Origin of the sequence: Plantactinospora sp. BC1, assembly GCF_003030345.1 — a bacterium.
Lineage (GTDB): Bacteria > Actinomycetota > Actinomycetes > Mycobacteriales > Micromonosporaceae > Plantactinospora.
In genome coordinates this window covers 3,172,381-3,194,643 of sequence record NZ_CP028158.1, presented here as the reverse complement: position 1 = coordinate 3,194,643, position 22,263 = coordinate 3,172,381, and the positions used below count along the sequence as shown (strand labels likewise).

Below are 22,263 nucleotides of genomic sequence, written 5' to 3'. Positions count from 1 at the left end.
GGGCGTGGTGCTGGCGGGGGTCTGGGCCGAGCTGACCGACCTGGTGCTGCCGGCCGAGTGCGCGGGCTGCCGGGCCGAGCGGCTGCCGCTGCGCCAGGGCGTCTGCGCGACCTGTTCCGCCGGCCTGGCGGCGCTGCGCCCGGCCCCGGTACGCCCCACCCCGGCACCGCCGGGCCTGCCGGACTGCGTGGCGCTGGGCAGCTACCGGGGCGCGTTGCGGGAGTCGCTGCTGTCGTACAAGGAACGGGGTCGGCACGGCCTGGCCCGGCCGCTGGGCAGGTTGCTCGCGGAGGTGGTGGCGGAGGCGGTGGGTGGGCGGCGCCCGGTGCTGCTGGTGCCGGTGCCGGCGACCGCGCGGGCGGTACGGGCCCGGCACGGCGACCATCTGCGCCGGCTGGCCCGGCACTCCGCGGACCGGTTGCGGGCCGCCGGCTGGCCGGTGGCGGTGGCCCATCCGCTGCGCGCGGTGCCCCGGCCCGACTCGGCCACGCTGGACAGCGCCGGCCGGGCGGCGGCGGCGCGGGACGCGTTCCGGCTCCGCGAGGGGCGGTCGGGCGCGGTCCGCCGGCTCGCCGCCGGCCGGGTGGTGGTGCTGCTGGACGACGTCGTGACCACCGGGGTCACCCTGGCGGCGGTGGCCCGGCGGCTGGAGAACGCCGGCATTCCGGTGTACGCGGCGGCGGTGCTGGCGGCGACCGTCCGGCGCGGGCGTGGCTGACCGGAGGGTGTGCGCCGGCCGCATCTCTCGCGCCGGTCGAGATGAGAAATACTCACTCTACGTGTTGCCAGATTCACCCTGTCGTGCGGTTCCTGCAAATCTTCTCGAATTGGTCTTGCCGTCCGGGGTGACTGGCGGGTCGATTGGGGTTAGCGTCTTATTTACCGGGGGTATGACGGGTGTTCAACGCCCCGCGGACGCACCTGGAGGGAGGCATCGCCGTTGTTCCCGATCCGGTCAAGCCGAATGGAAACTCCAGGGGCGGGCTGACCGGGATTTTTGTTTCCGCAGACTCTCCGATGGCGCAGGGAGGTCACGCATGGATCTCGTGGTCAAGGGTCGAAACGTCGAGGTGCCGGATCATTACCGAGTGCACGTAGCCGAGAAGCTCGCCAAGATCGAGCGCTACGACCACAAGCTTATTCGGATCGACGTGGAACTCTTTCACGAACGCAATCCGCGACAGTCCGATCACTGCCAGCGAATAGAGATTACCTGCATCTCCCGCGGACCCGTGGTCCGTGCGGAGGCGTGCGCGAAGGACTTCTACAGTGCCCTCGACGCGGCGATCTCGAAACTTGACACGAGACTGCGTCGGGCCGCCGACCGCCGCCGCGTACACCGTGGCCGGCACGCCCCGGTCTCCGTCGCCGCCGCCACCGCCCGGCTGCCGGTCGTCGATGCCAGCGACTCGGCGCTGGCCACCCTCACCGCCCCCGCACCGGCGAAGTCGAACGGCAACGGCCGTGCGACCGCCGAGCCGGAGTTCGACGAGTACGACGACGCGCAGCCCTGGCACATCGCCCGGGAGAAGCTGCACCCGGCCGAGCCGATGACGGTCGACGACGCGCTGTTCCAGATGGAACTCGTCGGCCACGACTTCTACCTGTTCCTGGACAAGGAGTCCGGCCGCCCCAGCGTCGTCTACCGGCGCAAGGGCTACGACTACGGCATCATCGCCCTGGCCACCACCTGATTCCACGATGTTCCACCGGCCCCGGGCAGGCGCCCGGGGCCGGTGCCGCACCCACGACCGCCGGTGCCGGCGTTCACCGCAGGGGACCGGCGCGCGGCGGTCAGTCGTCGGCTCCGGTCCGGCCGGGGTCCGCCGGCAGCCCGAGATCGCCGGGAAGCAGCGCGCCGACCCAGGCGTCGACCCGGTTGCCCCGGTGGTTGAGGGCGTGCCGCGCGGTGCCCTCGAAGGTGAAGCCGGCCTTCTCCGCTACCCGGCGCGAGGCGGTGTTGCCCGTGTTGGCCCGCCACTCGATCCGGGCCAGGTTCAGGGCGGTGAAGCCCCAGACGCAGACGGCCGCGACCGCCGCCGGGCAGTAGCCCCGGCCGCGTGCCCACGGCGAGACGACGAAACCCAGGTCGGCGACGAGCGGATCGCTCGGGGAGATCCGCAGCTCCACCACCCCGGCGTACCGGTCGGACTCGTCGACGATGGCGAAGACCGCGCCGGTACCCCGTCGCCACACCGTCGGGCCGTGCTCGTGCACGAAGAACTCCGCGTCCGAGCGCTGGTACGGGTCGGGCACGGTGGTCCAGCGGATGCTCTCGGGGTCCCGGCAGGTCCGCACGATCGCGTCCAGGTCGGGCTCGTGCAGGGGGCGGAGCCGCAGCTCCGTACCGTCGGCGGGCCGGGCGAAGAGCACCGGTTGCGGCGCGGCGAAGACGGCGGTCCGGCGGGCCTCGAGCGAGCCCTTGCCGGCCGGGCCGTCGGTCGGTCCCGTGCCGTCCGGGTCGGCGGCGGCCAGGTCGTCCGGCAGCAGCGAGCCGACCCAGCCGTCCCGGACGCCGTGCGGGTGCGGGTCGGCGAGCCGGAGCCGCCCGTCGACCTGGAAGCCGGCCCGGAGCGCGACCAGCCGGGAGGCGTGGTTGCCGACCTCGGCCTGCCAGACGATCCGGCGCAGCCCCAACTCCGCGAAGGCCCACCGGCACACCGCCCGGGTGGCCCGGACCGCCACCGCCCGGCCCCGGGCCCAGGGGGCGGTCCAGTAGCCGACCTCTCCGGAGCGGAGCACCGGGTCGATGCTGATCAGCCCACAGGAACCGAGCAACTCGCCGGTGGCCGCGTCGCGGACGACGAAGGGCGCTCCGGACCCCGTCGACCAGGCCCGCGGAGCCCGCTTGGTGACGAAGTCGATCGCGTCCTCCAGCCGGTACGGGCTCGGCACGGCGGTCCAGCGCTGGATGGCCGGATCCTGGCACGCCCGGTGTACGTCCTCGACGTCCTCGGCCCGCCAGGGCCGGAGCAGCAGCCCCGCCTCGACGATCTCGACCCCGTCCGGCCTGCTGTTCTGGTTCATCGGGCCATCGTGCCGGAGGGTTCGCCCTGGGCGTAACCGGATTTACCGGCCCTCAAGGCTACTATCGGACAGAATGTCCGGTTCGCTGAACGGGAGGGGCGGCGCGACTGACGATCGGGCCGGTGATGCGCCTACGATGGTTCGGCAGACTGTCTAGGGGAGCGTTGATCCGTGTCGATTCTGGAAAAGGTCCTACGCGCGGGCGAGGGGCGCATGGTGCGCCGCCTCAAGGCGATCGCCAACGCCGTCAACTCGATCGAGGACGACTACGTCAACCTCACCGACGAGGAGCTGCGGGCGCTCACCGACCAGTTCCGGGAGCGGCTGGCCGACGGCGAGACCCTCGACGACCTGCTGCCCGAGGCGTTCGCCACGGTGCGCGAGGCGGCGTCGCGGGTGCTCGGCCAGCGGCACTACGACGTGCAGATCATGGGCGGCGCGGCCCTGCACTTCGGCAACATCGCCGAGATGAAGACCGGTGAGGGCAAGACCCTGACCTCGGTGCTGCCGGCCTACCTCAACGCGCTCTCCGGCAAGGGCGTGCACATCGTCACGGTGAACGACTACCTCGCCGAGCGGGACGCGGCCTGGATGGGCCGGGTGCACGAGTTCCTCGGCCTGACCGTCGGGGTGATCCTGCCGAACCGGCCGGCCGCCGAGCACCGGGCCGCGTACGAGGCCGACATCACCTACGGCACCAACAACGAGTTCGGGTTCGACTACCTCCGGGACAACATGGCCTGGAGCAAGGAGGACCTGGTCCAGCGCGGGCACAACTTCGCGATCGTCGACGAGGTCGACTCGATCCTGATCGACGAGGCCCGGACCCCGCTGATCATCTCCGGCCCGGCCGAGCACTCCGCCCGGTGGTACTCGGAGTTCGCCGGGGTGGTGGCCCGGCTCCAGCCCGGCAAGGACGGCGAGGGCGACTACGAGGTCGACTACGCCAAGCGGACCATCGCGGTGACCGAGCGCGGCGTCGCCAAGGTGGAGGACCGGCTCGGCATCGACAACCTCTACGAGTCGGTGAACACCCCGCTGGTCGGCTACCTGAACAACGCGATCAAGGCCAAGGAGCTCTACAAGCGCGACAAGGACTACATCGTCAACGAGGGCGAGGTCCTGATCGTCGACGAGTTCACCGGCCGGATCCTGCACGGCCGCCGCTACAACGAGGGCATGCACCAGGCGATCGAGGCCAAGGAAGGCGTGGAGATCAAGCAGGAGAACCAGACTCTTGCCACGATCACCCTGCAGAACTACTTCCGGCTCTACAACAAGCTCTCCGGCATGACCGGTACCGCCCAGACCGAGGCGGGCGAGTTCAACAAGGTCTACAAGGTCGGCGTGGTCACCATCCCGACGCACCGCCCGATGGTCCGGATCGACCGGCCCGACGTGATCTACAAGACCGAGCGGGCCAAGTTCAACGCGGTCGTCGAGGACATCGCCGAGCGGCACGCCCTCGGCCAGCCGGTGCTGGTCGGCACGGTCTCGGTGGAGAACTCCGAGGTGCTCTCCCAGCTCCTGCGCCGCCGGGGCATCCCGCACGCCGTCCTGAACGCGAAGTTCCACGCCAAGGAGGCGGAGATCATCGCCCAGGCCGGGCGCAAGGGCGGAGTCACGGTGGCCACCAACATGGCCGGCCGGGGTACCGACATCCTGCTCGGCGGCAACCCGGAATACCTGGCCAACACCGAGCTGCGGCAGCGCGGCCTGGACCCGGTCGAGCACGGCGACGACTACGCCAAGGCGCTCGAAGAGATCCTTCCGCGCTGGAAGGAGGCCTGCGACGCCGAGGCCGAGGAGGTCTCCTCGGTCGGCGGCCTCTACGTCCTCGGCACCGAACGGCACGAGTCGCGGCGGATCGACAACCAGCTACGCGGTCGGTCCGGCCGGCAGGGTGACCCCGGCGAGTCCCGGTTCTACCTCTCGCTCCAGGACGAGCTGATGAAGCGGTTCCGGGCCGGCGCGGTCGAGGCCGTGATGGAGCGGTTCAACATCCCGGAGGACGTCCCCATCGAGTCCAAGATGGTGACCCGGCAGATCAAGAGCGCCCAGGCCCAGATCGAGGGCCAGAACGCCGAGATCCGCAAGAACGTCCTCAAGTACGACGAGGTGATGAACAAGCAGCGCCAGGTGGTCTACGCCGAGCGCAAGCGGGTGCTCGACGGCGAGGACCTGAACGACCAGATCAGGCACATGATCGACGACGTGGTCACCGCGTACGTCACCGGCGCGACCTCGGACGGCTACGCCGAGGACTGGGATCTCGACCAGCTCTGGGCCAGCCTCAAGCAGCTCTACCCGATCGGTGTCACCATCGACGACATCGTCGAGGAGTCCGGCGGCGAGCGGACCAGCCTGGACGCCGACTTCCTGCTCGAGCAGCTCAAGCAGGACGCCTTCGCGGCGTACCAGCGGCGCGAGGAGGAACTCGGCAGCGAGGCGATGCGGCAGTTGGAGCGGATGGTGCTGCTCCAGGTCATCGACCGCAAGTGGCGCGAGCACCTCTACGAGATGGACTACCTCCAGGAGGGCATCAGCCTGCGGGCCTACGCCCAGCGTGACCCGGTGGTGGAATACCAGCGCGAGGGCTTCGACATGTTCGCCACGATGATGGACGGGATCAAGGAGGAGACGGTCGGCTTCCTCTACAACCTGGAGGTCCAGGTCGAGGAGGCGAAGCCGGCTCCGGCCGAGGCCGACGCCGGGCCGGCCCCGATGCAGGTGCCGACGGACTCGCCCGTGGAGATCCGGGCCAAGGGCCTGGGCCGGGCACCCCGGACCCAGGGTCTCCAGTACTCCGCACCGACCATCGACGGCGAGGCTCCGGCGACCGGCGGGGTGGCGGTCGAGCGTCCGCAGGCACCGGCGCTCGGTGTGGGCGGCCCGCCCCCGCCCGCGGCGTCCCGCCGGCCCGCTCAGGGCCAGACGGTCGGCGCCAACGCCCCGTCCCGGAACGCGCCCTGCCCCTGTGGGTCGGGCCGGAAGTACAAGCGCTGCCATGGAGCGCCCGGCGGCGCCTGATCGCCCACGCGCCTGATCGTCCGATGCCCCCGACCGTCGCTCGGCGGTCGGGGGCACCGCTGTGTCAGGCACGGCACCGGTGGCTTGGACGGTCCGGCGGGAGGTGCGCCGGCCGGGCCCGACCGAGCGCGGCGGCCGCGGCCGGTCAGAGCAGGGCCACCGAGGTACCGACCCAGCTTCCCCGGCGCCGCTCGATCCGGAACGCCATCGCCCAGGTACGCCCGGCGACCCCGACCGCGGCGGCCGCCTCGACGACTCCGGGCCGGGGTTCACAGACCCTCAGCCGGCGCAGCCGCACGGTGCGGACCGGTTGTCCGGGCCGGCGCCGGCCGGAGACCCGGCCCGTGGCGGAGGCGAGTTGCGCGACCATGCCGGCCGCGTCGGTGGGGCTGGCCAGCGCGCGCACGTGCCCGGCCGGTCGGTAGCCGTTGACGATCTCCAGGCAGGTGTCCAGGAACCGCTTCGCCGCCCGCTTCGCCTCGGGGGTCGCGCCGGCCACCGCCTCCGGGACCGGTGGTGGGGTGGTCGTCCCGGCGGCACCTGGACCGTCGGAGGCGGCTGCCCGGGCGGGGTCCGGGGCCGGGCGAGCCCTGCCGACCCTGCCCTGGTGCGTCGGAGCGGCCGCCCGCAGGCCGGCCGGGTGAGGGTGCGGAACGGGCGTGCTCACCGGGGCGGTGGGTCGGGACGAGGTCGTCGGCACGGCGAGCGGGTGGCCGATCCGGCCCGGGCGCCGACTCTCGGTCGCCGCCGGCCGGAACCGTTCGACCGCGGGCGGGACGGCTCGGGGCGGTGGTGTCAGGTCGACCCAGGTCTCCGGGACACGTTCGTCGTCGAAGGGCGGATCAAGGGGCGGTACGGGGCGCAGGCGCACGGTGGGCCGGCGAGGCGGCCGGGTGCGGGCGACGGGCATTTCACTCCTTCCTTAATCTTGCGTTTGCTTTCGTTTGCCTCCGACGGGCTAATTTCTAACCGATCCACTCGCCGCCGTCAATGACTCGAATCCGATCGGCGCGTCGTCGGGTAGCTCCTTGACCCGGCCCCGGAGACGGCGGCCCGCCCGTCCTCGGGACAGAGCTCCGCCAGACCCGTGCCCTCGGGTTCGCGGTACGCCGCCGGGGCACGGGGGTGAGGTGGAAGGAGACGCTGGCCGAGCCGGAGTGGACGGTACCCGGACGGTCCGACACCGCCCGGGAGGTGTCCCGGGGCCTACTCGGGCAGGCGCTCCACCAGCGGGTTGCCGGCCACCCACTCGGCGGTCTCGGCGTACTTGCGTGCGATGTACTCCTCCAGGCGGGCCCGCTCCACCCGCCACTGCCCCCGGCCGCCGATCTTGATCGCCGGCAGTTCGCCGCTGCGCACCATGTGGTAGACCTGCGAGTCCGAGACGTTCAGCTCGGCGGCGACGTCGGACAAGAGCAGGAACCTGGGTTCCACAGAGAACTCCCGGTAGTCGGTGGCTGCCTTAGTTTGCCATCGACTGCGGCCTCGTCGCCTCCACCGTCAGGTCCCGCCCGGGTAGCGGGCTGGAATAGACCACGCTGGTGGTCACCGCACCGAGCCCGGCGATCCGGCCCGCCACCTGCTCCAGGTGGCCCATCGACCGGGCGACGACCTTGAGTACGAAGCAGTCCTCCCCGGTCACGTGGTGCGCCTCCACGATCTCCGGGGTGCTGTCGAGCAGCGCGTGGAAGGGGCGGTAGTTGCCGGTCGGATAGCGGAGCCGGACGAAGGCGAGGATGTGCAGGCCGATCCGCTCCGGCACCAGCACGGCGCGGTAGCCGGCGACCACCCCGGCCTCTTCGAGTCGGCGTACCCGTTCGGTGACCGCGCTCGGCGACATCGACACCAGCCGGGCGAGCTCGGCGAAGCTGGCCCGGCCGTCCCGTTGGAGTTCCGCGAGGATTCGCCAGTCGGTCGCGTCGAGTCTCGGGGAATCGCCGGTCACGAGCGCACGATACCGTCGTTTTGGTGGCGATTCCAGCCCGGCGCCGGGGAATCTGCCTTCTGGCGGGGAGGCTGCGGCCGTACCGTTTCGGCATGACCACGACCTCGAACCCGGTGCTGGCGGTGCCGCCGGCCGCGCCCGACCGAGCCGCCGCCTGGTTCGCCGGCAAGCTCGCGGTGCAGACGGACGTCTCCGACGTGCACGCCGCGCTCGACACCGGCGACCCCGGCTTCGCCCTGGTCGACACCCGGGACCTGGCTGCCTGGCGGCAGGGGCACATCCCCGGCGCGATCCACCTGCCCACCCGGATGATCCCGATGCGCGCCGCCCGGCTGCTCGACCCGGACGTCCCGGTGGTCACCTACTGCTGGGGGCCCGGCTGCGACGGCGCGACGAAGGCGGCGCTCGCGCTGGCCAGCCGGGGCTACCGGGTGAAGGAGATGATCGGCGGCATCGAGTACTGGATCCGGGAGGGCTTCCCGATCCGGGTCGCCGAGGCCGACCTGGTGACCCGGGCCGTCGACCCGCTGACCGCCCCGGTGCGGCCGGCGGCGGTGCCCCGCTGACCGCTCGGGTGCCGTCGGCGGCGGTGCGACCGCCGCGTGGTCCCGGGTCCGCTGCCGCTCGGCCCGCCCCCGGTGTACTACCGTCGCGGGTGAGTGGCGCGACGCCGTGGCCCGGACCGGGCACCGTCGCGGGTCGGCGTCGAGCGGGGGAGACCTACGGTGACAGAGCAGCTCGTCCGGGTGTACGTCCCGGCCACCCTGCCGATCCTCGCCGAACTGCGCCAGGAGGGCTGGATCATGGCGGCCCAGGGGCACGCCGTCACCCCCGAACTGCGCGAGTGGTACGCCGAGGGCGACGAGGAGGAGCTGGAGTACGTCGCCTTCACCCGAGCCGCGCAGGAGGCGTTGCGGCTGCTCAAGGCCGATCCGCAGGCGCCCCGGCGCCGGGTCGTCGTCGCCGTCGATCTGCCCCCGGGGACCGTCACCCGGCCCGATCCCGAACTCGGCTCCAGCACCGTACGGCTGGGCGGGCGGATCGGCATCGGCTCGGTCGCCGCCATCCATCTGGACGGTGCCGAGGCGACGGACGACGTGCAGGCGGCGGTCGAGGTGGTCGAACAGGCCCTGGCCGGCGACCCGGACGCGCAGTTCACCGTGGACGGCGCCGAGGACCACGAACTGGAGTGGTACGACCCCTCCGAGTTGGACGCGCTCTCCGGCGCGATCGGCTGACCCAGCCAGGACCTGCGACCCGGAGTCCGTGGCCCGGGTACGGCGGTTCAGGGCGTTCCGGCCGCCATCCTGAGGCAGTTGAGCACGGCGCCGTCGACCGCCGCGATCTCGTCCGGGTTCGTACTCTTCTCGCCCGCCACGTACGCCTCGCGCTGCTCCACCGTCGCGTTCTCCATGTACCAGTCGGCCAGGCAGTTGATCGCCTTTTCGGAGGTACCCGCCATCCGCGGGTCGGTGCGGACCTTCGCCACCACGTCGTCCCGGTCGGGGGCGTCGTCCGCACAGCCGGCCAGGGCGAGCGCGAGCCCTGCCGCGACGAGGGTGGCGGCGGCCGTTCTGAGGATGTTGACCATGATGCCAGTCTATGTCCCGCCGCTTCGGACCGGTGGCCCCGGCCGCCCGGCGCGAGGGCGGTCGGCGCGAGGGCGGTCGGCGTGCGGCGTGTACCGGAATGCGGCGCGTACCGGGATGCGGGCTGCGCTCAGCGACCGGCCTTGGCGACCGGTTCGGGGCGCTCCGCCGGCTGGTGGTCGTCGTCCCCGTCGCTGCGCGGGCTCTCCTCGCCCTCGGCGGACGGCTCGGCGGCCTCGGCGGTCTGATCCTCGGCGGCGAGATCTTCGGCGGTCGGGTCCTCGGCCGGGTCGTCGACCATCTCCGTCGGCCCGGCGCCCTCGGCACCGCCCCGGTCGGAGTCGTCGGGGCCGGACGGCGTCCCGGCCGACTCCTCGGCCGGCCGGAGCGTCCGGCCGAAGGCGATCAGCGCGGTGAGTGCGCCGACGAAGAGCACCAGCAGCAGGTGGTTGATCCGGGAGCGGCCGAGGTCGGCCTGCACGATCTGGTCGGCGTCGCTGATCGCGCCGGCCAGCCGGATCACCTCCGCCCCGGCGGTCCGGATGAGGATCTCCGTGGTGAGCAGCAGCAGACCCGGCCCGGCACCCGTGATCAGGTACGCCGGCCAGCGCAGCTGCGGCCCGGTGCCGGTGACCCGCTCGACGGCCCGTCGTCCGGCCGTCCGGAGGTAGCCGAACACCAGCAGACCGGCGGCCAGGCCGCTGGCCAGCGAGACGGTCCGGTTGAACCAGCGGTACGCGGTGAGCTGCGACACCTCGGTGTCGCCGAAACCGTAGAGGTCGAGCAACGGGTCCTTGACGTAGTTCAGTGCGTAGCCGACCGCGAAGACGGCCAGCCCGGCGGCGACGATGGCGGCCACCACCAGCGTGTTGCGCAGCCCGCCGACGATGGCGCCCACCGTGGCGGCCGCCGCGACGGTGCCGGCGAGGACCATGATCGCCGAACCGTCGCCGTAGCTGAGGGTGACCACCAGCGCGGCGAGGAACCCGACGGAGACGCCGATGGCCAGCGACACGGCGAACCGGGGGGTGCTGCGCCAGATTCCGAGCCGGGTCATCAGGTTGCCCAGGACGAGGCTTACCGCGGCCCCGCCGAGCAGGCTTGCCGAGACCAGTCCGGGCAGTGCGTACGCCGTCTGGACGGTCGCCATCGAGCTGAGCCCGGCCGAGGAGATCTCGGCCCTGGCCGACCAGAGCATCGCGGCCAGCCAGCCCAGTGCCAGTACCGCGAGGACGAGCGCGCCGGGCGCCGGCACCGGGGGCGGGGCGGCCGTCACCGGCGCCTCCGGCTCGACCGGTTGGTCGGGGGCCGGGGTCGCGGTCGTGCCGGACTCTTTCGTCATCATCTCCCCTTCAGCGGATGGCCGGCGCGGTGGCGCGGCGGCGACGGGAGGCTGCGGTGGTCCGGCCCGGCCGCCGATTCCTCAGCGTACGCGGGCCGCTCGGGGCGCTGGCCCGGTGCCGGTACGGACGGACCGCACCGCATCTCTGCGACGGGTGGCGTCGACCGGCCGGCCGGTGCTGGCCGCCCCGGTGACCGGGAAGTACCCGACGGGTGGCGATCGACCGCGGCCGCCTCCACGGGCGTGCCCCGCCGAGCCGGCCGGCAGCGGCAACCATGCAAGGATTGGCGCAGGTCCCGCCCCCGTACTCCCGGCATCTCCCGGGGCACGGGGTCGAGGTGCCCGGCCCACCGGTCGGCACCAGCGGGTCCGGTTTCGCCGTCGCTGTCGAGATCGCCCAGGAGAATCCCATGGACGCCGTTCTCTCCGTACCCGAGCCGCGCAACGAGCCGGTCCGCGACTACGCGCCCGGCAGTGCCGAGCGGGCCAGCCTGCAACGCCGGCTCGCCGAGATGGCCGCCGAACGGCTCGAACTGCCGATGACCATCGGCGGTGCGCAACGGATGGGCGCGGGTGCCGCGATCGACGTCGTAGCGCCGCACCGGCACCAGCATGTGCTGGGGGTCACCCACAACGCAACCAACGCGGATGCGCAGGCGGCGGTGACGGCCGCGAAGCAAGCCGCCCCGATGTGGCGTGATTTGTCCTTTGCAGACCGGGCCGCCGTTTTCCTCCGGGCCGCCGACATGCTCGCCGGACCCTGGCGGGACACCCTGAACGCGGCGACGATGCTCGGCCAGTCCAAGACGGCGATCCAGGCCGAGATCGACTCTGCCTGTGAGCTGATCGACTTCCTGCGGTTCAACGTCGCCTTCGCCCGCAAGCTCCTCGCCGAGCAGCCGCTCTCGTCGAGCGGGGTGTGGAACCGGTTCGACCACCGGCCGCTGGAGGGCTTCGTCTACGCCGTCACGCCGTTCAACTTCACCGCGATCGCCGCCAACCTGCCCGCCGCGCCCGCGCTGGTCGGCAACACGGTGGTCTGGAAGCCGGCACCGACCCAGCAGCTCGCCGCGCACTACACGATGCGGCTCTTCGAGGCGGCCGGCCTGCCGCCCGGCGTGATCAACATGGTCACCGGGGACGGCATCGCGGTCTCCGAGGTGACCCTCGCCGACCCCGACCTGGCCGGCATCCACTTCACCGGGTCGACCAAGGTCTTCCAGAAGCTGTGGCAGGGCGTCGGGGAGAACATCGCGAACTACCGCGGCTACCCCCGGCTGGTCGGCGAGACCGGTGGCAAGGACTTCGTGGTCGCGCACCCGAGCGCCGACGTGGACGCGCTGCACACCGCGCTGATCCGCGGGGCGTACGAGTACCAGGGGCAGAAGTGCTCGGCCGCGTCCCGGGCGTACGTGCCCCGCTCGCTCTGGGAGGGCGGGCTGCGGGACCGGCTGGCCGCCACCGCCGACGGGCTGGCGTACGGCGACGTCGCCGACTTCACCAACTTCGGCGGTGCGGTGATCGACGCCAAGGCGTTCGCCCGGCACACCGCCGCGCTCGACATGATCGGCAGCGACTCCGCCTGCCGGGTCGTGGCCGGCGGCACCGCCGACGACTCGGTCGGCTGGTTCGTCCGGCCGACCCTCTTCGAGTGTGACGACCCGGGGCACAAGTCGTTCACCACCGAATACTTCGGGCCGATCCTCGGCGTACACGTCTACGAGGACGCCCGCTTCTCCGAGACCGTGCGGCAGGCCGAGTCCGTCGCCCCGTACGCCCTGACCGGCTCGATCTTCGCCACCGACCGTCGGGTGGTCGACTGGGCCACCGAGACCCTGCGGTACGCGGCCGGCAACTTCTACATCAACGACAAGCCGACCGGTGCGGTGGTCGGGCAGCAGCCCTTCGGCGGTGCCCGGGCGAGCGGTACCAACGACAAGGCCGGCTCCTGGCACAACCTGGCCCGGTGGATGTCGCCGCGCACCGTGAAGGAGTCCTTCGCCCCGCCGACCGACCACCGTTACCCGCACATGGGCTGACGCCCGTCCGGCCTCCCCGGTTCGTGCCAGCCCGGCCGCGCCCGGCCCGCCGCCCGATCCGATCGACCTAGCGTCACTCCCAGACAGCGGAAGGTGATCGTCCGCTCCGCCGGCCGGTGCCGGTGGAGCGGACGGCGACCCGGGTCAGGGGAGGACACGTGATCGATCACGTGCTTGGCGGCCGCTACCGAATCATCCGGGAGGTCGCCTCGGGCGCGACCGGGGTGGTCTGGCGGGCCGTGGACCTGCGCGGCGGCGAACCGGTGGCGGTCAAGACGCTGCGGCCGCGCGCCGCCGGCCGGCCGGACCTGGTGGCCGCGTTCGTCGCCGAGACGGAGCTGGTCGCCGGCCTCGACCACCCCTGCCTGGTACGGCCGCGCGACGTACTCGGGCAGGGGCCGGAGCGGGCGCTGGTGATGGAACTGGTCGAGGGGGAGGACCTGCGGCGGCGGCTGCACCGCGCCGGGCCGGTCCCACCGGCGATCGCGGCCGAGGTGTCGGCACAACTCGCCGGTGCGCTGGCCTACCTGCACGCTCGGCGGATCGTGCACGGCGACGTGAAGCCGGGCAACCTGGTGGTGCCGGCGGACGGCGGCCTGGTCCGGCTGGTCGACTTCGGCGCGGCTCGCCGGGTGGGTGCCGGACCGGCCTGGCCGAACACCCAGGCCACTCCCGAGTACGTCGCGCCGGAGGTGGTCGGCGGCGGCCCGCCCACCCCGGCCAGCGACGTCTACGCCCTCGGCGTCGTGCTCTTCGAACTGGTCAGCGGGCGCAGCCCGTACCGGGGCGGGCCGCCAGCCGAGGTACTCCACCGGCACCGCACCTGTCGCCCGGTGCCGCCGCCCGGACTGCCTCCGGTGGTCTGGCAGTTCATCGAGGACTGCCTGGCGGCTGACCCGAGCGAGCGACCCGACGCGGTGCGGGCCGCCGCCCGGCTGCGGGGCATGGAGCCGGCGCTGGACGGACTGACCGCGCTGCCCAGGCCCGCCCCCGACCAGGTCACCTGGTGGCCCCGGAGCGCCGGCCCGGTGGCCGGGAGGGCACCGGTCGACCGCCGGCCGGACCGGCCGACGATCGTGCCGGGCAGCGGTCCGGGTGGCTCCGGAACCGCCGGGTGGATCGGGTACCCGTCACCTGCCGGTCCGGGTGGGTCCGCCCCCGCCGGACGGGGCCGGCCCGGGTCCGGTCCGGGCCGCTCCGGAACCGCCGGGCAGGGCTCGTCCGGCCCGGCCGGCGCCGAACCGCGGCCCGACCCGCCGGTGGTGCCGCGGACCGGTGGCCGCCGCAGCCGGCCTCCCGAGGCGGCCGCGCTGGTGGGCGCCGGTGCGCTCGTCGCCGCGACGCTGCTGGCCACCGTACTGACGGATGCCGGAACGGCACACGATCGGCACCGGGGCGGGGTACCCGTCGTACCGAGTCTCGCCGGCTCGGCGCCGGAGGGTTCCGGGGCACCCGTCGGCAGCCCGCCGCCGAGCCCCGGTGCCGCCGGGCCGACCCGTACCGCCCGGGGTGTGCCGTCGGCAGAGCCCGACGTCCGGCGAGGGCCTTCCGGCAAAAGCCTACATAAGCGATGAAAGTTGACTAACCTCCCCAATTGACACTTGCCCGTGACCGGATGTACGCGCCGCCGGGACCGTGCGAGGCGGTCCGCCGGACGGCTCGGTACCGTTCGGTCGGGTGGCTCCGGCGGGCGGCTCCGGCGGGTGGCGCGGTGCGGCTCGCGGAGGGGTGCGCGGAAGCGTCCGGCGGGCCGGCGCCCCGCGTCGGGTCGTCGGCTCCGCCGTGCCCGGCGACCCCCGATCCATCGATCGTCCTCATCCGACTGTCGTCCCAGAACAGTGCACAGTGGAGACGACGACCAGCGGATAGTGCCAAATCCTGGACGCGGCGCCGGCAAAGTGGCAGCGTGGAGGCCATGGCGGATGTTGCAATCAATCCCACCGCGGCGGCCCTGCTCGGGCTGCTCCACGAAGGACCGATGACAGGCGGCCAGTTGATGGCCGCCGCCGAGCGGCGCCTCGCGCCGTACTGGTCGATGACCCGGAGCCAGGTCTACCGGGAGTTGCCGGCCCTGGCCGAGCAGGGACTCGTCCGGCTCGGCAAGCCCGGCCCCCGGTCCAGTCAGCCGTACGCGATCACGGCGGCCGGGAAGCGGACCTTCTCCCGCTGGCTCACCGAGACGCCGGGGCGGGACACGGTGCGTAACCCGACCGCGCTCCGGGTCGCCTTCGGCCCCCAGCACTCGGCCACCCAGCTGCGCAACCTGATGAGCAGCGCCAACGAGTACCACACCGAGGCGCTCGCGGCGGCCCGGGAGCAGGCCCGGGACGCCAAGAAGGCCGGTGACTCGTACGGTGCCGCCGCCCTGGAGTTCGCGGTCGCGTACCACAAGGCGGCGCTGTCCTGGCTGAAGAGCGCACCGGTCTGAGTCGGCACCGGCCCGGCGGGCCGGTCCGGGCGACGCCCGACGGACGCGCCGGAGCGCTTCGCTGCCGGCGGCGACCCGGTCCCGCGGACGACCAGTACTCTTGACTGTCGTGACCGCTGCCGAGTACGCCGACCAACTCAAGGATCTTGACGCTACTCTCCGCAACATCGAGGCCGTCCTCGATGTCGACCGCCTGCGTCAGGCCAAGGCGGAGCTGGAGGAGGCGGCCTCCGCGCCGGACCTGTGGGACGACCAGGCCCGCGCCCAGGAGGTGACCTCCAGGCTTTCGTACGTCAACGGGGAGATCGCCAAGCTGGAGAGCCTGCGTGCCCGGCTCGACGATGCCCGGGTGCTGCTGGAACTCGCCGAGGCGGAGGCCGACGCGGGCGTGCTCGGCGAGGTCGAGACGGAGATCGGCGGGCTGACCAAGGCCATCCAGGAGATGGAGGTCCGTACCCTGCTGTCCGGGGAGTACGACTCCCGGGAGGCGCTGGTCGCGATCCGGGCGGGCGCGGGCGGGGTGGACGCGGCCGACTTCGCGGAGATGCTGCTCCGGATGTACCTGCGCTGGGCCGAGCGGCACGGCTATCCGACCGAGGTCTACGAGACGTCGTACGCCGAGGAGGCGGGCCTGAAGTCGGCCACCTTCGCGGTCAAGGTCCCCTACGCGTACGGCACGCTCAGTGTCGAGGCCGGCACGCACCGGCTGGTCCGGATCAGTCCCTTCGACAACCAGGGACGCCGGCAGACCAGCTTCGCCGGGGTCGAGGTGCTGCCGGTCACCGAACAGACCGACCATATCGACATTCCGGAAAACGAGCTGCGGGTCGACGTCTACCGTTCGTCGGGGCCGGGTGGGCAGAGCGTGAACACCACCGACTCGGCGGTGCGGATCACACACATCCCGACCGGGATCGTCGTCACCTGCCAGAACGAGAAGTCCCAACTCCAGAACAAGGCGTCCGCGCTGCGCGTGCTCCAGGCCCGGCTGCTGGAGCGCAAGCGCCAGGAGGAGCAGGCCAAACTGGAGGGCCTGAAGACCGACGCCGCCGGGTCGTGGGGCGACCAGATGCGCTCGTACGTCCTGCACCCGTATCAGATGGTGAAGGATCTGCGTACCGAGCAGGAGACGGGCAACCCGGCATCGGTGTTCGACGGTGATTTGGACGGATTTATCGAGGCAGGCATCCGTTGGCGCAAGCAGCGGCAGCTCGCCGGTGACGCCGCGTGAACACGGCTCGCGTCCGCGTCGCTGCGGTGCGTCGACATCGGTGATCGTTTCCATGTGCAGGGCGTGAGGAACGCCGGACGCAGTGCAGTTTCACGATAAATGTCGCCCGGACAGGCCGGGCTCCGGGCTTGGCCTTTTCGTTACGACGCGTAGACTCACCACCCGTGATTCAGCTTGAGCAAGTGACGAAGACGTACCCGAAGGCGTCCCGGCCGTCGCTCGACAGCGTGTCGGTCTCGATCGAGAAGGGTGAGTTCGTCTTCTTCATCGGTCCCTCCGGTTCCGGCAAGTCGACAATCATCAAGCTGCTGCTGCACGAGGTGACCCCGAACAAGGGTCGGGTGATGGTCAACAACAAGGACGTCACCTCGATGCGCTCCTGGAAGATCCCGAACTTCCGGCGCTCGATCGGCTGCGTCTTCCAGGACTTCCGGCTGCTGCCCAACCGCACGGCGTACGAGAACGTCGCGTTCGCCCTGGAGGTCATCGGCAAGACCAAGGCGGTCGCCCGCCGGGTCGTGCCCGAGGTGCTGGAACTGGTCGGGCTCGGTGGCAAGGAGCACCGGTACCCGCACGAGCTCTCCGGCGGTGAGCAGCAGCGTGTCGCGGTGGCGCGGGCCTTCGTCAACCGGCCGCTGATCCTGCTGGCCGACGAGCCCACCGGAAACCTCGACCCGGACACCTCGATCGAGATCATGCGCCTGCTGGACCGGATCAACCGCACCGGTACCACGGTCGTGATGGTCACCCACGACTCCAACATCGTCAACCAGATGCGTCGTCGCGTCATCGAGATCGAGAGTGGTCGCATCGTGCGTGACCAGGCCCGGGGCGTCTACGGCTGACCGTGCCCCGCCGCCCGGGCGGACCAGCCCCCCGTCCCGCCCGGCACCGGCCCTGAATCGACGATGAACGACCCCTGCGGAGATCCGGAAGGAACCCCCGATGCGCTTGAAATACGTCCTGTCCGAGGTGTTGGTCGGGCTGTGGCGCAACGTGACCATGACCATCGCGATGATCATCACGATGGCGGTCTCACTCACCATGCTCGGCGCCAGCGGCCTGATGTACCTCCAGGTCGACGCCATGAAAGACGCGTACTACAAGGACATCGAGGTGTCGATCTTCCTCGATGCCGGGGTGACCGAGGCGCAGCGTACCGAGTTGCAGACCGCCCTGGAGGGCGACCCGCTCGTCCGGGAGGTCAAGTACGAGTCCAAGCAGGAGGCCTACGAGCGGTTCAGGAAGCTCTTCGCGGACTCGCCCGACCTGGTCGAGGCGGTGCAGGCGGAGAAGCTTCCCGAGTCGTTCCGGGTCAACCTGGTCAACCCTGAGCAGTACGAGCAGATCCTCGACAACTACAAGGACCGCGAGGGGATCGACGACATCATCGACCAGCGTCGGCTGCTCGAACAGATCTTCAACATCCTCAACGCGATCCAGAACATGGCACTGGTCTCCGCCTCGGTGATGGCGATCGCCGCGCTGCTGCTGGTCGCGAACACGATCCAGGTGGCCGCCTACAGCAAGCGCCGTGAGGTCGCGGTGATGAAGCTGGTCGGTGCCTCGAACTGGTTCATCCAGGCGCCGTTCGTGCTGGAGGCCGTGGTGGCCGGCCTGCTCGGCGCGATCATCGGGTTCGGCGCACTCGTACTGGGCAAGATCTTCCTGCTCGACGGGTCGCTGCGGGACCTGACCGACCTGCTCACACCGATCGAGTGGAGCACGGTGCTGCTGATGTTCCCGTTCATGGCCGGGGTCGGTGGTCTGGTCAGTGCCGTCACCGCCTGGGTGACGCTCCGGTTCTACCTGAGGGTCTAGCCCTCCGCCGCCGCGGCGGCGTCGATCAACCGCAGGGCCTCTGGCACGGCGCGAAAAGCGCGAGCCAGGGGCCCTGCGCCGCGAGGTAGCATTGCGCGGTTGTTCACGGGTACGACGAGGAACACGCACGAGCACGACGAGGAAGGGGTGTGGCGCCGATGCCACGGGAGAAGGGGCGGAAGGTCGTCGCCTCCAACCGCAAGGCGCGGCACGACTACGCCATCCTCGACACCTACGAGGCGGGCATGGCACTGACCGGCACCGAGGTCAAGTCGCTGCGGGCCGGCCGGGCGTCCCTGGTCGACGCCTTCGCCCAGGAGCGGGACGGCGAGATCTACCTGCACGGCATGCACATCCCGGAGTACGCCCAGGGGACCTGGACCAACCACGAACCTCGGCGTACCCGCAAGCTGCTGCTGAACCGCCAGGAGATCAGCCGGCTGATCGGCAAGCTGAAGGAGAGCGGGCTGACCCTGGTGCCGCTCTCGGTCTACTTCTCGGACGGCTGGGCCAAGGTCGAGATCGGCCTGGCCAAGGGCAAGAAGTCGTACGACAAGCGGCAGGATCTGGCCAAGCGGGACGCCGACCGGGAGATCGCCAAGGTTGCCGGCAGGCGCGGCAAGGGCATGGCCTGACCCGAGTCGTCCGGCCCCGTGTCCGGGGTCTGCCGTTTGGGAGCGCTGGGACGGCTGTGACGGAGGTTACGGTCGCCTTGTCCGGTTCGGCGGTGTGCCGGGCCGGTATCTGGAATGAAGTCGGCGGGGCGAGGCGTTAGGCTTGGGGTGGCCGCCGAGAGGCGGTGCGGAAAACTCCATCGGCCCGCCCGGGCCGGTAGGACACAGGGGGTGACTGGTTTCGACTTCGTACGTTGCGGCAGGGGAAGCGAGCCGAGGAAGCCGACGTCGTCTCGAGAATCGTTCGTCGGAAACCAATAAGCGCCAAGCAGAATCGCGCTGACTTCGCTCTCGCCGCCTGAGGCGAGTAGCAAGTCTGTCGGCCTGGGAGTGCCTTCGACCCAGCTAGCCGGCATCAGCTAGGAGGCTGGCCAATCGGACCCGGTCGCGGGGTCCGTGCGGCGAGATTAATCAGCGACTGGGCCCGTCACACCGACTCGCTCGCGTGATCGGAGGGGCCGAGTAGAGGCACAGCGAGCTGCGCTCGGAGAAGCCCTGGCAAGGCGACGAAGGACCCGGGTTCGATTCCCGGCACCTCCACGACAACGGCTGCGCCCCGGTCCACAGGGACCGGGGCGCAGCCGTATCCGCGTCTGTCCGCCCCGAGGACCGAGCAGGGGTCGCCGGGGCTGCTGGGGTGGCTGGGACGGATGGGACGTACGGGACAGATGAGCCGGGTCGCAAGGGTCGACAGCGGTACGCGCCGAGCCGCACCATCGGGGTTACATCCGGTAGTGCCGCTCCGCGGGAGGTGGTCATGCCGACCGATTCGCACCAGCACCGACTGTCGATCTCCGTGCCGTCCGCGTCACCCGTACCGGGGACGTCGACCGGGTCGGCCACGTTGCGGATGGTTCGCCGCCGCCGGGCCGCACTGCTCGGCGAGATCCACTCCCTGGAGCAGGCGATCGCCGCGCCGGCCCGGGATCCCGGCTGGCGACCCCGGGTCCGGACCAGCCTCGGCGGGCTGCGCTGCGCCTTCGCCGAGCACATGGTGAGCACCGAGGGACCGGACGGCCTCTACGCCGAACTGCTGGACCACGCGCCGCGACTGGCTCGGGGCGTACACGTGCTGATCCGGGAACACGCGGCGGTGATCGACACGATGGCCGCCCTGCAACGCCGGGTCGACCTGCCGGAGATCGGCGTCACCGAACTCCGGACCTGGGCCACCGACCTGCTCCGGGAACTCTCCCGGCACCGGCAGCGCGGCGCCGACCTGGTCTACGAGGCGTACCAGACGGACATCGGCGGGGAGACCTGAACCGATCCGTCCGGGCCGGCGCCGCCCGTGCTCAGGGCAGGTCGATCGGCAGCCTGATGCCGTCGAGGCTGTGCGGGCACGGGCAGTCGCGGTCGGTGGAGAGCCGCCCGACCGCGTCGAGCAACACCTCCCGCAGCCGCGCGGTGTTCTCGCCGAAGACCCGGAACACCTCCTCCTGGGTCACCGCGTGGCCACCCTCCACACCGGCGTCGAGATCGGTGACCAGCGCCACGGCGGTGTAGCAGAGTGCGAGTTCGCGGGCGAGTACCGCCTCCGGGTGCCCGGTCATGTTGATGATCGCGCCACCCATCGCGGAGTACCAGCGGGACTCGGCCCGGGTGGAGAACCTCGGCCCCTCCACCACCACCATCGTGCCGCCGTCCTGCGCCTCGATCCCGTGTGCGGCCGTGGCGGCCAGTACGGTGCCGCGGCCCCGGGGGCAGTACGGGTCGGCGAAGGAGACGTGCACCGCGCCCCGGTCGTAGTAGGTCTGTGCCCGGCCACTCGTCCGGTCGACGAGCTGGTCCGGAACCACGAACGTTCCCGGGCCGAGTTCCGGGCGCAGCCCGCCGACGGCGCAGGGGGCGAGAACCTGGCGTACCCCGAGCGAGCGCAACGCCCACAGGTTCGCCCGGTACGGGATCAGGTGCGGCGGGAACCGGTGATCGCGCCCGTGCCGGGGCAGGAAGGCGACCGCCCGACCCGCCACCTGCGCCACGGTGATCGGATCGGAGGGCGGCCCGTACGGCGTCTCGACCCGGTGCTCGGTGGCGTCCTCCAGTAGGGCGTAGAGCCCGGATCCGCCGATCACCGCGAGTTCCGCCTGCGGACCCATGCCCCCGCCTCTCCTGCTCAACGCTCGTCCGGGCTGCCGATTGTCGTCAAAGCGCTCTGTGGACTAGCCCTACAGACCTTAACCAGGGCCAGTGCCGCAAGCTATGGTGCGTGGCATGGCGTTTACTGCGCGCAGGATCACCATCGATCCTGTCGATCCGGCGAGGCCGGTGAAGGGCCGGGCCGTAATGACCGATGACAAGACGCGGCGGGGGCCCGGGGAGTGGTTCCTGGTCCTCGGGCCGGCCGAGTAACGGTGGCTGGCGTGTACGGCGAGGGGCAGGCGATCGGGGGACGGTCAATGGAGTCGATGACCGGGCAGTTGCTGGTCGCGACCCCTGCGCTGAAGGACCCGAACTTCGACCGGACCGTGGTGCTGTTGGTCGCGCACGAGGCGGGCGGCGCACTCGGGGTGGTGCTCAACCGGGCGACCGAGGTGCCGGTCTCCGAGGTGCTCGGCGCCTGGGGCGGGCTGGCCCGGGACCCGGCCGTGCTCTTCGAGGGCGGTCCGGTACAGCCGGAGTCGGCGATCTGCCTGGCCCGGATGCGTACCCCGACCCAGCGGGTGAAGGGCATCCACCAGGTCACCGGGGCGGTCGGCACGGTGGATCTCTCGGTCGACCCGGACCGGCTCCGGGACGCCGTCACCGGGATCCGCGTCTTCGCCGGCTACTCGGGCTGGTCCCCGGGACAGGTCGAGGAGGAGGTCGCCCGGGGCTCCTGGTTCGTCCTGGACGCCCTGCCCGGCGACGCGTTCATGGAGCGCCCCGACGATCTCTGGCCGATGGTGCTCCGTCGGCAGGGCGGGATCATGGCGGCGGTCGCGCACTTCCCGCCGGACGTACTGCTCAACTGACCCTGGACGGCACGGTGGCCCCTCGGATGACCCGGGCCGTGAGGGTGTGTACTATTGCGCGGGTGCCCGGGAGACCGGGCAGGCAGTAAAGCAAGGGGCCGTGGCGCAGCTGGTAGCGCACCACACTGGCAGTGTGGGGGTCAGGGGTTCGAGTCCCCTCGGCTCCACCCTTGCGTGAGAGAT

The 22,263-nt window shown here is 71.6% G+C and carries 21 protein-coding genes, 1 tRNA gene and 1 other RNA gene; 16 read left to right on the top strand and 7 right to left on the bottom strand.

Features of this window, described 5'->3' with window-relative positions:
- Positions 1–7: 7 nt before the first annotated feature.
- Positions 8–718, top strand: coding sequence for a ComF family protein (locus C6361_RS13735; RefSeq protein ID WP_199853480.1), 711 nt, complete (start codon positions 8–10; stop codon positions 716–718).
- A gap of 319 nt (positions 719–1,037) precedes the next feature.
- A complete protein-coding gene (gene hpf, locus C6361_RS13730; protein WP_107258046.1) occupies positions 1,038–1,694 on the top strand; it encodes a ribosome hibernation-promoting factor, HPF/YfiA family in 657 nt (218 codons plus the stop codon).
- A gap of 100 nt (positions 1,695–1,794) precedes the next feature.
- Here hpf and C6361_RS13725 read toward each other — a convergent pair whose 3' ends face one another.
- Positions 1,795–3,027 carry a GNAT family N-acetyltransferase gene (locus C6361_RS13725; protein WP_107267988.1) on the bottom strand — a complete coding sequence of 411 codons (1,233 nt, stop codon included), beginning with the start codon at positions 3,025–3,027 and terminating at the stop codon, positions 1,795–1,797.
- A 171-nt stretch (positions 3,028–3,198) separates the two neighbouring features.
- Here C6361_RS13725 and secA point away from each other — a divergent pair, with 171 nt between their 5' ends.
- Positions 3,199–6,057, top strand: a complete 2,859-nt coding sequence (gene secA, locus C6361_RS13720) for a preprotein translocase subunit SecA (RefSeq protein WP_107258048.1) — start codon at positions 3,199–3,201, stop codon at positions 6,055–6,057.
- A gap of 145 nt (positions 6,058–6,202) precedes the next feature.
- Here secA and C6361_RS39200 read toward each other — a convergent pair whose 3' ends face one another.
- The 3 genes from C6361_RS39200 to C6361_RS13705 all read right to left on the bottom strand — a co-directional run bounded on the left by C6361_RS39200 (position 6,203) and on the right by C6361_RS13705 (position 8,002).
- A complete protein-coding gene (locus C6361_RS39200) occupies positions 6,203–6,556 on the bottom strand; it encodes an Rv3235 family protein (protein WP_369931386.1) in 354 nt (117 codons plus the stop codon).
- A gap of 707 nt (positions 6,557–7,263) precedes the next feature.
- Positions 7,264–7,491 (bottom strand): AlpA family transcriptional regulator, encoded by a 228-nt coding sequence (locus C6361_RS13710; protein ID WP_107267987.1) that lies wholly within the window; start codon positions 7,489–7,491, stop codon positions 7,264–7,266.
- A 28-nt stretch (positions 7,492–7,519) separates the two neighbouring features.
- Positions 7,520–8,002, bottom strand: coding sequence for an Lrp/AsnC family transcriptional regulator (locus C6361_RS13705; protein WP_107267986.1), 483 nt, complete (start codon positions 8,000–8,002; stop codon positions 7,520–7,522).
- Positions 8,003–8,094: 92 nt separating this feature from the next.
- Here C6361_RS13705 and C6361_RS13700 point away from each other — a divergent pair, with 92 nt between their 5' ends.
- Together C6361_RS13700 and C6361_RS13695 are read left to right on the top strand one after the other, a co-directional pair.
- A complete protein-coding gene (locus tag C6361_RS13700; RefSeq protein ID WP_107267985.1) occupies positions 8,095–8,568 on the top strand; it encodes a rhodanese-like domain-containing protein in 474 nt (157 codons plus the stop codon).
- Between the two features lie 159 nt (positions 8,569–8,727).
- A complete protein-coding gene (locus C6361_RS13695) occupies positions 8,728–9,240 on the top strand; it encodes a hypothetical protein (RefSeq protein WP_107267984.1) in 513 nt (170 codons plus the stop codon).
- 47 nt (positions 9,241–9,287) lie between these two features.
- On the opposite strand, the gene C6361_RS13690 is transcribed toward C6361_RS13695, so the two are convergent.
- Together C6361_RS13690 and C6361_RS13685 are read right to left on the bottom strand one after the other, a co-directional pair.
- On the bottom strand, positions 9,288–9,593 hold the full coding sequence (locus C6361_RS13690) for a hypothetical protein (RefSeq protein ID WP_107258053.1): 306 nt from the start codon (positions 9,591–9,593) through the stop codon (positions 9,288–9,290).
- Positions 9,594–9,721: 128 nt separating this feature from the next.
- Complete coding sequence (locus C6361_RS13685) at positions 9,722–10,936, bottom strand: hypothetical protein (protein WP_199853344.1); 1,215 nt, start codon at positions 10,934–10,936, stop codon at positions 9,722–9,724.
- 407 nt (positions 10,937–11,343) lie between these two features.
- Between C6361_RS13685 and pruA the strand changes: the two genes are divergently transcribed.
- The 9 genes from pruA to C6361_RS13640 all read left to right on the top strand — a co-directional run bounded on the left by pruA (position 11,344) and on the right by C6361_RS13640 (position 20,390).
- Positions 11,344–12,972, top strand: a complete 1,629-nt coding sequence (gene pruA / locus C6361_RS13680) for an L-glutamate gamma-semialdehyde dehydrogenase (RefSeq protein WP_107270934.1) — start codon at positions 11,344–11,346, stop codon at positions 12,970–12,972.
- 158 nt (positions 12,973–13,130) lie between these two features.
- Positions 13,131–14,546 (top strand): serine/threonine-protein kinase, encoded by a 1,416-nt coding sequence (locus tag C6361_RS13675; protein WP_159079319.1) that lies wholly within the window; start codon positions 13,131–13,133, stop codon positions 14,544–14,546.
- A gap of 341 nt (positions 14,547–14,887) precedes the next feature.
- Positions 14,888–15,400: a PadR family transcriptional regulator gene (locus tag C6361_RS13670; RefSeq protein ID WP_107258055.1), complete on the top strand. Its 513-nt coding sequence runs from the start codon at positions 14,888–14,890 to the stop codon at positions 15,398–15,400.
- Between the two features lie 109 nt (positions 15,401–15,509).
- Positions 15,510–16,631 (top strand): peptide chain release factor 2, encoded by a 1,122-nt coding sequence (prfB, locus tag C6361_RS13665; RefSeq protein WP_107258056.1) that lies wholly within the window; start codon positions 15,510–15,512, stop codon positions 16,629–16,631.
- Positions 16,632–16,795: 164 nt separating this feature from the next.
- Complete coding sequence (gene ftsE / locus C6361_RS13660) at positions 16,796–17,476, top strand: cell division ATP-binding protein FtsE (protein WP_101369892.1); 681 nt, start codon at positions 16,796–16,798, stop codon at positions 17,474–17,476.
- 100 nt (positions 17,477–17,576) lie between these two features.
- A complete protein-coding gene (ftsX, locus tag C6361_RS13655; protein ID WP_107258057.1) occupies positions 17,577–18,452 on the top strand; it encodes a permease-like cell division protein FtsX in 876 nt (291 codons plus the stop codon).
- A gap of 158 nt (positions 18,453–18,610) precedes the next feature.
- Entirely contained in the window at positions 18,611–19,087 is a 477-nt protein-coding gene (gene smpB, locus C6361_RS13650; protein WP_107263864.1) for an SsrA-binding protein SmpB, read from the top strand.
- 206 nt (positions 19,088–19,293) lie between these two features.
- Positions 19,294–19,669, top strand: a transfer-messenger RNA (tmRNA) gene (gene ssrA / locus C6361_RS13645).
- A 214-nt stretch (positions 19,670–19,883) separates the two neighbouring features.
- Entirely contained in the window at positions 19,884–20,390 is a 507-nt protein-coding gene (locus tag C6361_RS13640; RefSeq protein ID WP_234359480.1) for a hypothetical protein, read from the top strand.
- A gap of 31 nt (positions 20,391–20,421) precedes the next feature.
- On the opposite strand, the gene C6361_RS13635 is transcribed toward C6361_RS13640, so the two are convergent.
- Positions 20,422–21,225 carry an S-methyl-5'-thioadenosine phosphorylase gene (locus C6361_RS13635; RefSeq protein ID WP_107267982.1) on the bottom strand — a complete coding sequence of 268 codons (804 nt, stop codon included), beginning with the start codon at positions 21,223–21,225 and terminating at the stop codon, positions 20,422–20,424.
- A gap of 264 nt (positions 21,226–21,489) precedes the next feature.
- Between C6361_RS13635 and C6361_RS13630 the strand changes: the two genes are divergently transcribed.
- Together C6361_RS13630 and C6361_RS13625 are read left to right on the top strand one after the other, a co-directional pair.
- Positions 21,490–22,080, top strand: a complete 591-nt coding sequence (locus C6361_RS13630; protein ID WP_234359603.1) for a YqgE/AlgH family protein — start codon at positions 21,490–21,492, stop codon at positions 22,078–22,080.
- A 94-nt stretch (positions 22,081–22,174) separates the two neighbouring features.
- Positions 22,175–22,247: transfer RNA gene (locus C6361_RS13625), tRNA-Ala, on the top strand.
- Positions 22,248–22,263: the final 16 nt, after the last annotated feature.